The sequence below is a fragment of the Neisseria sp. SLRRB23 genome (assembly GCF_050896295.1).
Taxonomy (GTDB): Bacteria; Pseudomonadota; Gammaproteobacteria; order Burkholderiales; family Neisseriaceae; genus Neisseria.
The window spans coordinates 1-11,763 of record NZ_JBPBFH010000048.1; the positions used below are offsets into that span (position 1 = coordinate 1).

Consider the following 11,763-nt stretch of genomic DNA (forward strand, 5'->3'; position numbering starts at 1 on the left):
TGGCTGTACCATAGAAACGTGCTTTTCTGATTGGGGCAATGCCATTTTGTTTTTGATTGTTTACCCAATCTTTTAAGGAAACGCTTGCTGTAATTCCCCCACGACTGTGATTACTGGTATCAACCGAATACAGCTATCAAAATCGGATAAATTCATATTAAAAACAATATTCTGTTTACAAACCCCACATCGTGCTATAATCCGCACCGATTTTCAGACGGCACCGTCATGCCGTCTGAAATTTTTTCATTCCAACAACAATCAGCCCCGCAATTACGGCTGCCTGAGAAAGACACAAACCATGAAAAAAGTATTTATCCGTACCTTCGGTTGCCAAATGAACGAGTACGACAGCGAAAAAATGCTGTCCGTCCTTGCCGAAGAACACGGCGGCATCGAGCAGGTTACCCAGCCCGACGACGCCGACATCATCTTGTTCAACACCTGTTCCGTGCGTGAAAAAGCGCAAGAAAAAGTTTTCTCCGATTTGGGCCGCGTGCGCCCGCTCAAAGAAAAAAATCCCGACCTCATCATCGGCGTTGCCGGCTGCGTCGCCTCGCAAGAAGGCGAAAACATCGTCAAACGCGCGCCGTATGTGGACGTGGTTTTCGGCCCGCAAACGCTGCACCGCCTGCCCAAACTCATCGTCGATAAAGAAACCACCGGTCTCTCGCAAATCGATATTTCCTTCCCCGAAATCGAGAAATTCGACCACCTGCCGCCTGCGCGCGTAGAAGGCGGTTCGGCATTCATTTCCATTATGGAAGGCTGTTCCAAATACTGCTCTTACTGCGTCGTCCCTTACACCCGCGGCGAAGAATTCTCCCGCCCGCTCAACGACGTATTGACCGAGATTGCTGGTTTGGCGCAACAAGGCGTTAAAGAAATCAATCTCTTAGGTCAAAACGTCAACGCCTATCGCGGCGAAATGGACGACGGCGAAATCTGCGACTTTGCTACTTTGTTGCGCATTGTCCACGAAATCCCCGGTATCGAACGCCTGCGCTTTACCACCAGCCATCCGCGCGACTTTACCGACGCGATTATCGAGTGCTACCGCGACCTGCCGAAGCTGGTTTCCCACCTGCACCTGCCGATTCAAAGCGGTTCCGACCGCGTATTGAGCGCGATGAAACGCGGCTATACCGCTTTGGAATACAAATCCATCATCCGCAAACTGCGTGCCATCCGCCCTGATTTATGCCTGAGCAGCGACTTCATCGTCGGCTTCCCCGGCGAGACCGAGCGCGAGTTCGAGCAAACCTTGAAACTGGTGAAAGACATTGCCTTCGACTTGAGCTTCGTCTTTATTTACAGTCCACGCCCTGGCACGCCTGCCGCCAACCTGCACGACGACACGCCGCATGAAGAAAAAGTGCGCCGCCTCGAAGCTTTGAACGAAGTCATCGAAGCCGAAACCGCGCGCATCAACCAAACCATGGTCGGCACGGTACAACGCTGCCTGGTCGAAGGCATCTCCAAAAAAGACCCCGACCAGCTCCAAGCCCGCACCGCCAACAACCGCGTGGTCAACTTTACCGGCACACCCGACATGATTAACCAAATGATCGATTTGGAAATCACCGAGGCCTACACCTTCTCCCTGCGCGGCAAAGTTGTCGAAGCCTAAACCCTCACGCCGAGAAAATGCCGTCTGAAACGTTTCAGACGGCATTTTTCAGTCTTGCAGCGTACCGGTTCAATTGACAGCAGATTGAAATATAGTGGATTAACTTTAAACCAGTACGGCGTTGCCTCGCCTTGTCGTACTATCTGTACTGTCTGCGGCTTCGTCGCCTTGTCCTGATTTTTGTTAATCCACTATAGAACACGCCAAACATCAGAACGTTTTGTTAAACTCGACAAACACCCGATTTTTCTCATATTCGTTAAACACATCGTTACTCCATGTTTCGCGGTGCGACAGCGTCAGGCGCGGCGTGATGCCTTTGAAATGCAATGCCCGGTGCCAAAGGCTCAAGGATGTGTCCAATTCTTTATCCCTGCGCCTTTCCCCTTTAAAACCGCTGAAAAAGCCGGGTTTTTCATAATGCCGTTTCGCCGCGCCGAGGCGCAACAGCGAAGACAGGCCGCTGCCGCCCCATTCCTGCCCCCAGGCAAAGCGCAGGCCGTAACGGTTGAAATTGTCGCCACGGTCGGCGGGGTTGCGCTCGCGGTAAAAATCCAAACCGCCCGTCCAATATTGGCGCGCATTCCGGTAAAACACCAGCGAATTGGAAATTTGCAAATGGGTATTGTCGGAACGCGCCCGGCGCGTATTCTTCAAACGCCCCCACTCCGCCGAAGACAGCGTTTGCCATCTCGGGGTTTGCCAACGGTTGAAATAAAGGCGTGCGCCGTTGGCGTAAGAATAAGCGTCGTTGCCGTAGGTGCGGCGTTCGTGGAACACTGCCAGCCCGACATCTTTACGCCGGTCGGCAAAACCGATGCCGCCGGAAACACCTGCCGTCATATCGTTGAATTTCTTATTCCCCGGATAAACCCTGCCGGACACGTCGCCGCCCGCCGTCGTGTACCAGCCGTTTTTCAGCGACCATTTTTTCTCCGCGCCGAGCCGGTAATTGACCGCCGTGCCGTCCACCTGTTTCGGGAAAGTCCAGTTGCCGTACTGCTGCTGTTTCGGAGCTTGGTTGATATTGTGTTCGCGGGTAACGCTGAAACCGCCGTTTACCTTCCACGCATCGCGTTCGCGCAATGCCTTGCGGTACAGCTCGACCTGTTCCATAAGCTGCGACGGCAGGTTTTCCGCCTTCAGGCGGTCGAACTGGTCTGCCGCCGCCTCGTTCTGCCTGTCTTCAAACAATGCCGCCGCCAAACGCATACGGACGGCGGGCGCGTCGGGTTGGGCGGCAATCAATTCCCGGTAATGGGAAATCGCTTCTTTCACCCTACCGTCTGCCTGCGCCAAAATCCCTTGTGCATAAAGTGCCAACATCTTATCCTGCTGCGCCTGTTGTAGGTAAATCGGCAAAATAACGCGGATACCGGCAATATTGTTTGAAACTACTGCGGAATACATCGCGCGGGACAGCAATTCGGGATTTTTCAGCAGGGTTTCTCCGTCAATCTGCAAAACTTTTCCTTTTTCCCGCACCTGCCCCGGTACCTTCTCCCTGTCGATCGGTTTGGCCTCCGCTTCATGAAGCCTGAACTCGGGACGGCTTCTCAAATCCGGTTCGCGCGGTGTTTCTTCGGCATATGCCGCGCTTGCCAATAAAGGCAGCAGCAGCATCCATCTGTTTCGTGCAGGCATAAATGTCTTCCCACAAAAATAAAAATAAAAAATAACCATTATCAACCGGCGGATTGTATCAGTTTTTTATGCCGCTGTTCCAAACCCTGCCGCCCGATGCCGCGACAATGCCGTCTGAAGCCAGAATCAGGTTTCAGACGGCAGCAAAAAACCGGCGGTTTTCCGCCGGTTTCATCATTATGCCCCGCCCTTCGGGGCGGCAGGGTTCGGATCGGTTTGCGGGGCGGCGCGCGGGGCCGTGCAGGTGTGCCGCCTGTGCGTCAAAACATTTCCCGACGCATCAAAACAGCCATTTGACCAACAATGCGGCTTCTTTGTCGCCGTCCGTCCTTTTGCCGTATCCGATGCGTGCGGACATATGGCCTTTCCAACCGGCTTCAATGCCGAACCGCCCTTCGAGTGCCGTCCTGCCTGCCAGCGTCTGTTTTTCGCCGTCCATTTCCACGCCGAAAGATTTTGACCTGTGCAAAACATTAAAAGCGGCAAAAGGCTGAAGATTGACACCGTTACGCAAAGCAAAACGGGTTTTTGCCCGAATGCCGGCGCGGCTTTGCCACTGACCGCTGCCGAGCAGTCCGACCGCCGTCCCCTCGCTGTCGGTAAAGCCGCCGTTTACGCCCAAGTAGGTAAACTGCGCCTGCGGTTGCAGGTAAAACCGCACATTATTGCCTTTTCCGACAACGCCTTCCGCCACAAGCGCGTTGTAGCCGCCTTCGACAGAAGCCGTCCAACCTTTGGTTTTGTAGCGTTCCGCACGGTTTTCATTATTGATGCGGTGTTTGAAACGTTGGTATTGCAACCAGCCGTCCAAATACGCACCCGTTTGTTTATCGCGCAACTGATGCCACGCAGCATAAACACCCCCGCCATAACCATGCAAATAACTACCTGCCGCACCGCCTTTGCCGTTGACTGATGCGTGCTGGCCGGCCCTGCCGCTCATCACGCCGATTGCCAGCCGACTGCCTTCATTTTGCCGTACAAACACCTCGCCGCCAATTTGCACGCCTTTGCGCCGCCCGTCCGCAGTCGCGCCGCCCCGTATATTTTGATGCGACCGGCCGCCGATGAAGCGCAGCCACAATTTTTGACGGGACGGATCGGCGGCATACACGTCGTCGCCCCTGTCGGCGGCACGCAGCCCAAACAAAGTATTTGCCGCATAAGCCTGTTGGGCATATAAAACCGCTTCCGCCTCGGGGATAGCCAAACGCTGCACGCCCAAGCAAAATCCGCCTTCGCATTGCTTGAGCAATAATTCGTACAGTCCCTGCCGGTAATTTTGTTTAAACGCAAACGAATTAGGGTCTGCCTTTTCCGCCGCAATCAGTTTGCGCCCGTCGAGCGTTTTCAGATTTTCCGGCCGGCGTTCCAAAACCACGCCGGATTGTCCGCTGACTTTGTCTTCAAAGGTCAGGGCGGGTTCGTCCGACTCCCGCACGTCGTAGCCGAACAGGAAATCCGCGCCGCCCTGATACGCTTTATGGACGGTCAGTTTTTCATCTTTCGTGTTCAGGCGGATGCGGGCATTATCGGAAGTTTCCAGCGTATGGATGTCGGAATGGCGGCGCGGTTCCCAAAGGGAATCTTTCAGCGTCATCTTGGTCAGTTCCAACACCTGTCCGGCAACGTGGGATTTGTTTTCGATTTTGACGTGCAGTGTTTTATTGAAGATGTTGTCGAGATTGGTAGATGATGGATAAGGAGTGAGTACGGCGTCTTCTATCAACGGATTAATTATATTGGGTTTTCTCTGTTTAAGCATATTGAATACAGCTTCAGTAATTCCAAGTTTTTCTATTAGCTGCTTCTCAACTATTTTTTTATTTTTTTCCCAATCTTCGGGTTTCGTGTCGTACAAAGCCTTTAATTGCTTCTTAACCGCATCCTTTAAATTATCCCCGTAAGTATCTGTAATATATTTCTTAACAACGGGCATATTATCGACGGCGAGGATGCCGCTATTGTAGTTTTTACCCGTGATATTGATTTCGTCATACAAGGCTTCAGATGATTTTTGATCGGTTTTACCGCTGGAGAAATAATGGAAAACACCGTTTGCCGGCTTGTCTGAAAATGAAAAATCGGCAGCATCGCCAATATTTGTAGAACGAGTATCCGAACCGGGCTGATAACTGAAAGCACCGAAGCAATCAAAAGATATGCTGCACGGGCCGCGCCAAACGTGGGAATTTCTGTCTTCCGCCGCTTCTAAAATAAATTTGTTTTTAATCTCGGCTTCTTTGACGGGATCGTACGCATCCGAACCCCAAGCATATGGCGTGCAAAACAGCGATAAAACAGATAATGTTAATAGATTAACCCGACCGCTTGCTTGCTTGCTTGCTTGCTTGCTTGCTTGCTTGCTTGCTTGCTTGCTTGCTTGCTTGCTTGCTTGCTTGCTTGCTTGCTTGCTTGATTTTTTTCTGTGTCATGAGAAATTTTCCTTTGTCAAGTGTTCAATTTCTACTGATTATATACTAAATCACACTACATCGCAATGAAAAATCGGGAAAAACAAAAAACCCCTCCGCCGTCATTCCCGCGAAAGCGGGAATCTAGACCTTTCGGTGCGGAAACTTATCGGATAAAACGGTTTCCCCTGCATCCTGGATTCCCACTTTCGTGGGAATGACGGGATATAGGTTTCCCTACGGACGTGTTCAGATTACCGCCTGCGCCGGAAGGACGGAATTTCAGATTGTTGTTTTTGATTTTCTGTTTTGTGGGAATAACGGGATTTTGGATGATGTGCATTTATCGGGAAAACTAAAAACCCTCCGCCGTCATTCCCGCGAAAGCGGGAATCTAGACCTTTCGGGGCGGAAACTTATCGGATAAAACGGTTTCCCCTGCATCCTGGATTCCCACTTTCGTGGGAATGACGGGATATAGGTTTCCCTACGGACGTGTTCAGATTACCGCCTGCGCGGGAATGACGGAATTTCAGATTGTTGTTTTTGATTTTCTGTTTTGTGGGAATAACGGGATTTTGGATGATGTGCATTTATCGGGAAAAACAAAAAACCTCCGCCGTCATTCCCGCGAAAGCGGGAATCTAGAATTTTAATGCCGCAAGAATTTATCGGGGATGGCCGGGGTTTAAAGGTCTGAGTTCCCGCCTGCGCGGGAATGACGGCTGAAAAGTTACGAAACGAAAAATAACCGAAACCGAACAAGCCGGATTACCGCCTGCGCGGGAATGACGGAATTTCAGATTGTTGTTTTTGATTTTCTGTTTTTGTGGGAATAACGGGATTTTGGATGATGTGCATTTATCGGGAAAAACAAAAAACCTCCGCCGTCATTCCCGCGAAAGCGGGAATCTAGAATTTTAATGCCGCAAGAATTTATCGGGGATGCCGGGGTTTAAAGGTCTGGGTTCCCGCCTGCGCGGGAATGACGGCTCAAAAGTTACGAAACGAAAAATAACCGAAACCAGACAAGTCGGATTCCCGCGCGGGCGGGAATGACGATAAGCGTAATTTCAATCTGCCATATTGTCTTTTCACTTGCCTGAAAACAGATTTCAGCCACCTATCCCTGCATCCGGTGGCTGATGTAGTCGGCAATCAAATCCCGCTTTTCCCAAAAAAACTTCTGCATTTTTTGTTCGGAATACAGTTTGCGGACCAGAGTGGGCAGACCGCTGTGGACGATGGCGGCGATTTCTTTGTTGCCTTCTTCTTCCTGCATTGCCGTCTGAAAATCCATGCCCCTGCCTTTCAGATATGCTGCAAGGCGGTTGCGGATGTGTGAATTGAGTTCGATGGATTTGAGCATTTTGCCTCCGTTTTCGATAACGATTATATTTAATCCGTCTGTATGCCTTATTTTATCATGTTTCACGGGCGGTTTGCCTGTACAATACCGCTTTTCAGTATGATGTGCTGGCATTTATGTATTCTTGGTTCAAACTGTTTCACCTGTTTTTTGTTATTTCATGGTTTGCCGGCCTGTTTTACCTGCCGAGGATTTTTGTCAATATGGCAATGATCGGTGCGCCGCGCGGCAATCCCGAGTATGTGCGTCTGTCGGGCATGGCGGTGCGGTTGTACCGTTTTATGTCCCCTTTAGGTTTCGGTGCGGTCGTGTTCGGCTCGGCGATACCGTTTGCCGCTGGTTGGTGGGGCAGCGGTTGGGTACATGTCAAACTGTGTTTGGGCTTGATGCTCTTGGCCTATCAGCTGTATTGCGGCGTGCTGCTGCGTCGTTTTCAGAATTACAGCAATACTTTCTCACACCGCTGGTATCGCGTATTTAACGAAATCCCTGTACTGCTGATGATAGGTGCGCTTTACCTGGTTGTGTTCAAACCGTTTTGACGGAGCATCTTATGCCGGTAGAAATCGAACGCCGCTTTTTGATTGAAAATGACAAATGGCATCAATACGCCGATGAGCCGCTGCTCTTGAAACAGGCTTATCTTTCTGTCGAGAAAGAACGTACCGTCCGTGTCCGTATTGTCGGACAAAGGGCGTGGCTGACACTGAAAGGCTATATTTCGGAACTCAGCCGCAGTGAGTTTGAATACGAAATCCCGCTTGCAGATGCAGAAAAGATGATGGAAACGATGTGCCCGTTTAAAATGGAAAAACGGCGTTATCCGGTCAGATGGGGCGGCAGCCTGTTTGAAATCGATGTTTTTCTTGGCGATAATGCGCCTTTAGTCGTTGCGGAAATTGAGTTGCCCGACGAGAATGCCGATTTTGACCGGCCGGACTGGCTGGGACGGGAAATCACTTCAGACGGCATGTTTACCAATGCGTACTTGAGCAAACACCCGTTCTCAACCTGGAAAAATGCCGTCTGAAGCGGCTTCAGACGGCATCTGCCTTGCGGTTATCCCTTGAGGTAATGCACGAATGTATATGCAACGCCTTTGCTGCTGACACGGCGTTCCGTCCGCTCTGCTTCTTTCCAATGCGTCCGGTCTATTTCGGGGAAAAATGCATCTCCTTCCACAGACAAATCCACTTCGGTTATCCGCAAATCGGTCGCCAATGGCATCGCTTGTCCGTATATCTGCGCGCCGCCCATAATGACGGCTTCTTCCGCGCCTGCGCACAATGCCAATGCCGCCTCTAAACTTGCCGCCGTTTCCGCGCCTGCCGCGCAATAATCCGCCTGCCTGCTAATAACAATGTTTCTTCTTTCAGGCAGGGGTTTGACCGGTAAAGACTCCCATGTTTTCCGTCCCATTATCACCGGCTTCCCCAAGGTATATGCTTTGAAAAATGCAAAATCTTCCGGAATATGCCAAGGCATGGCGTTTCCCGCCCCAATGCACAGATTCTCCGCACACGCTGCAATTAAGGTTATTTTAGTCATATCGTCTCCATAAAAATGCCGTCTGAAAGCTTCAGACGGCATTTTATGATATTCCGTATCAAAAATCTCAACTTGCCCGAGCAATACGTATTTTGTTGGCACCCGCCAACAATGCCAACAGTTCTTCAGTCGCATCCCAACCGATACACGCATCGGTAATGCTCTTACCGTAAACTTCCGGCTTATCCTGTCTGCCTTCTATTAAATGGCTTTCTACCATTACACCCATAATATTGCTCCCGTCCTGTTCCAATTGGGCGGCAATATCCCGTGCCACATCCATCTGCTTGGTATAATCCTTGCGGCTGTTGGCATGGCTGCAATCAATCATCAGCTTATCGTTTACACCGGCCGCCTTTAACTGATCAACCGCAGCACTGACGTGTTCCGCATCATAATTCGGCTCTTTACCGCCCCGCAAAATAACATGACAATCTGGATTGCCACTGGTATGGACAATGGCGGAATGTCCGGCTTTAGTTACAGACAAGAAATGATGGGAATGGCTCGCCGCACCAATTGCATCGATTGCAATCTTCAAATTACCATCTGTACCGTTTTTAAAGCCGACGGGACAGGACAGACCGCTTGCCAATTCACGGTGGACCTGGCTTTCAGTCGTCCGTGCACCGATTGCCCCCCAAGAAATCAAGTCGGCATAATACTGGGGTGTAATCATATCCAAAAATTCGGTAGAGGCAGGCATGCCCATATTATTCAGGGACAACAACAGGCTGCGCGCCTGACGCAAACCGAAATTGATATCGAATGTTCCGTCCAAGTGCGGGTCGTTAATCAAACCTTTCCAACCCACCGTCGTTCTCGGCTTCTCGAAATAAACTCGCATCACAATCAAAAGCTCGTTTTCATACTGTTTACGGAGTTTCAACAAACGCTCCGCATATTCCAACGCCGCTTTTGGATCGTGAATCGAACACGGCCCGATAATGACCAACAGCCGTTTATCCTTACCATGCACCAAATCCGAAATCTCATGGCGCGTACGGTGAACCAGACCCGAAGCCTCTTTAGAAATCGGCAGTTCGTAAAGATGGGCAATCGGCGGCAGCAGTTCTTTAACTTCTTTAATCTTAATATCGTCAGTGGGGTAATGGTGTGTCATCGGGTATCTTTCCTGATTGGTTTTGTATATAGATTACATGGTTTGTATAAACATAACAAGCTCAACAGTCCACCGCAAAGCTATTTTATTCCAAAATAACCGACACAGCTTTTTTTATAGATTTTAAATTTCATATTTTTAATATTTTAGAAATTTTATTCCAAATAAAAAGAAAATAAATTGATAAAAACAATACTCGCCATTCATTCGGGCAAACCTGCATGGCAAAACCGAAACAACCGAAAATACACAGAAACCCTTGAAAAGAAAATAAACGAATTAATTGAGAAAAGATTTAATTGATAAGTGGGCATTTCCCTGCAATCTTTTTAACTTATCTTCATTGCAGAAAACAGGACATGAAAAAACCTTACTTACACGCTCATTGGCAGCCGTTTTCGCCGACACAATGGCAAACGTTCTCGATTTTATCGCCAAAGGCGAGTACAAAGTCTTTACCGGAAAGGCACTACTGGCAATTTGAAAAAAAATAACGCAAGCCGGTTATCGGTTTGCGTGCGGACATGCTGTTTGACGAACGCCACGGTATGTGTTTTGAAGCGACGCACAACAAAAATAAAATCGATATCTACGATAAGGAAGGAGGAGAAACTTAACGGACATAATAAACAAAACAGCTACAGTGTATTCGGACTATACCTACACCCAATCAGTCAGCGAATCCACACGCTTCCGTAGCAGCATTAGTCGGGGATACAGTACATCCAAGCGGAACGTCCTCTGGGAGAAAGGCGCGACGGCTACGCCCGTCTCTTCAAAAGGTAAACACCTTATAGACAGCGAAATTCATCAAAACCTTGTGAAGGCTGGTTCCTAACTCCGTGAGCAGATTCCCATGTGGATTTGCACGGCAAAACCAAGGTGGTGACCACTCAAATGGGGGCTTCCCACGATATCAGCACAAGCACCAAAGTATGGGAATTTGGCACCAGTCTGAATGAGGGCAAACAACTGACCGACGGTCTCAACATGGAATTTGGTCCGTACTACCGCCACCGCGCAACCCGCGAGTCTGCCGAGTTCGTCTTGGATGGCGACAAAACCGAAATGGATCATACAAAGGACAACGAGTACGGCTTCCGCGTAGCCGCAACGTTCTAATTCCCTTACGCATGAAAGGCAATATAGAAGTGCCGCCTTTGCCCATTTTCAACAGAAATATTCCGTAGCGCAGTTTACCTCATTGTTTCACACAGACCGGAAATGCCGTCTGAAAAGCAATTTTCAGACGGCACATAGTCAATTAAAGTCAAATATGTACGCCCCATTCTCTCTTGAGCGGGCATACAATAGTTGACTATACGCTCATAAGCAACCATTACCGAAACAGCAAATTTTAATTCCATCAACACAGCCATAACAAAATCAAACACCCTGCCCCACTATAAAGCACACACAATAAAACGCCGCCCGACCTATGGTCAGACGGCACTTTATCGGCACTTACGCCCTACTTTTTAGCAGTCGGTATAGCCGGTTTAGCGGGGGCCTTAGCCGCAGGCGCACCGACAGAAGCCTGATCCTTCAGCTTCGCCAACACCGCAGGGCCGATACCCTTAACCTTCGTCAACTCGTCCACAGACTTGAACGCACCGTTTTGCGCACGGTATTCCACAATGGCCTTTGCCTTCGCCGGACCTATTCCCGGCAGCGCCTCCAATTCCTGCTGAGAAGCGGCATTGACGTTTACCGCCGCAAAAGAGAAGGCGCAGGAGAACAGCATACAGAACAATACAAACATTTTTTTCATGGTTTTTCCTTTACCGTGTAGTAAATAATAAAATTACGTCATTTTAAAATGAATATCCAAAAGTTTCAAGTTGTCCCTCCACAAACCCAACCGGACACCGTACAGATACCGTCCTACCACCCCCGACATTTTTCCTGGCAAAGCAAAAACCCCCGGATATCCGGGGGTTTTCTAAATGGGTGTTTGGCAGTGACCTACTTTCGCATGGAAGAACCACACTATCATCGGCGCTGAGTCGTTTCACGGTCCTGTTCGGGATGGGAA

10 protein-coding genes, 1 rRNA gene and 3 pseudogenes are annotated in these 11,763 nt (G+C 49.7%); 6 read left to right on the forward strand and 8 right to left on the reverse strand.

Annotated elements, in window-relative coordinates:
- The first annotated feature begins 301 nt into the window (after window positions 1-301).
- Window positions 302-1,630, forward strand: a complete 1,329-nt coding sequence (miaB, locus tag ACRPFF_RS10335) for a tRNA (N6-isopentenyl adenosine(37)-C2)-methylthiotransferase MiaB (RefSeq protein WP_432674602.1) — start codon at window positions 302-304, stop codon at window positions 1,628-1,630.
- A gap of 210 nt (window positions 1,631-1,840) precedes the next feature.
- On the opposite strand, the gene ACRPFF_RS10340 is transcribed toward miaB, so the two are convergent.
- The 4 genes and pseudogenes from ACRPFF_RS10340 to ACRPFF_RS10355 all read right to left on the reverse strand — a co-directional run bounded on the left by ACRPFF_RS10340 (window position 1,841) and on the right by ACRPFF_RS10355 (window position 7,057).
- A complete protein-coding gene (locus ACRPFF_RS10340) occupies window positions 1,841-3,307 on the reverse strand; it encodes a surface lipoprotein assembly modifier (RefSeq protein WP_432674607.1) in 1,467 nt (488 codons plus the stop codon).
- Between the two features lie 247 nt (window positions 3,308-3,554).
- A pseudogene (locus ACRPFF_RS10345) lies at window positions 3,555-5,012 on the reverse strand (autotransporter outer membrane beta-barrel domain-containing protein); the annotation flags it as partial.
- A 65-nt stretch (window positions 5,013-5,077) separates the two neighbouring features.
- Window positions 5,078-5,684 (reverse strand): annotated as a pseudogene (locus ACRPFF_RS10350) (hypothetical protein); the annotation flags it as partial.
- 1,127 nt (window positions 5,685-6,811) lie between these two features.
- A complete protein-coding gene (locus tag ACRPFF_RS10355) occupies window positions 6,812-7,057 on the reverse strand; it encodes a hypothetical protein (protein WP_002249960.1) in 246 nt (81 codons plus the stop codon).
- Between the two features lie 116 nt (window positions 7,058-7,173).
- Between ACRPFF_RS10355 and ACRPFF_RS10360 the strand changes: the two genes are divergently transcribed.
- The gene (locus ACRPFF_RS10360; protein WP_002249959.1) at window positions 7,174-7,599 is read left to right on the forward strand and encodes a CopD family protein; all 426 of its coding nucleotides are present in this window, start codon (window positions 7,174-7,176) and stop codon (window positions 7,597-7,599) included.
- Window positions 7,600-7,610: 11 nt separating this feature from the next.
- Window positions 7,611-8,087, forward strand: coding sequence for a CYTH domain-containing protein (locus ACRPFF_RS10365; RefSeq protein ID WP_432674603.1), 477 nt, complete (start codon window positions 7,611-7,613; stop codon window positions 8,085-8,087).
- Between the two features lie 29 nt (window positions 8,088-8,116).
- Here the strand turns inward: ACRPFF_RS10365 and ACRPFF_RS10370 are convergent, their stop codons facing one another.
- Window positions 8,117-8,605: a dihydrofolate reductase gene (locus ACRPFF_RS10370; RefSeq protein WP_432674608.1), complete on the reverse strand. Its 489-nt coding sequence runs from the start codon at window positions 8,603-8,605 to the stop codon at window positions 8,117-8,119.
- A 67-nt stretch (window positions 8,606-8,672) separates the two neighbouring features.
- Window positions 8,673-9,728 carry a 3-deoxy-7-phosphoheptulonate synthase AroG gene (aroG, locus tag ACRPFF_RS10375; RefSeq protein ID WP_432674604.1) on the reverse strand — a complete coding sequence of 352 codons (1,056 nt, stop codon included), beginning with the start codon at window positions 9,726-9,728 and terminating at the stop codon, window positions 8,673-8,675.
- 283 nt (window positions 9,729-10,011) lie between these two features.
- On the opposite strand from aroG, the gene ACRPFF_RS10380 reads away from it, so the two are divergent.
- The 3 genes from ACRPFF_RS10380 to ACRPFF_RS10390 all read left to right on the forward strand — a co-directional run bounded on the left by ACRPFF_RS10380 (window position 10,012) and on the right by ACRPFF_RS10390 (window position 10,850).
- The gene (locus ACRPFF_RS10380; protein ID WP_432674605.1) at window positions 10,012-10,212 is read left to right on the forward strand and encodes a hypothetical protein; all 201 of its coding nucleotides are present in this window, start codon (window positions 10,012-10,014) and stop codon (window positions 10,210-10,212) included.
- 141 nt (window positions 10,213-10,353) lie between these two features.
- Entirely contained in the window at window positions 10,354-10,566 is a 213-nt protein-coding gene (locus ACRPFF_RS10385) for a hypothetical protein (protein WP_432674610.1), read from the forward strand.
- 20 nt (window positions 10,567-10,586) lie between these two features.
- On the forward strand, window positions 10,587-10,850 hold the full coding sequence (locus ACRPFF_RS10390) for a hypothetical protein (RefSeq protein ID WP_432674606.1): 264 nt from the start codon (window positions 10,587-10,589) through the stop codon (window positions 10,848-10,850).
- Between the two features lie 349 nt (window positions 10,851-11,199).
- Here ACRPFF_RS10390 and ACRPFF_RS10395 read toward each other — a convergent pair.
- Both ACRPFF_RS10395 and rrf read right to left on the reverse strand, forming a co-directional pair.
- Window positions 11,200-11,628 (reverse strand): annotated as a pseudogene (locus ACRPFF_RS10395) (helix-hairpin-helix domain-containing protein).
- A 52-nt stretch (window positions 11,629-11,680) separates the two neighbouring features.
- Window positions 11,681-11,763, reverse strand: a 5S ribosomal RNA gene (gene rrf / locus ACRPFF_RS10400); the annotation flags it as partial.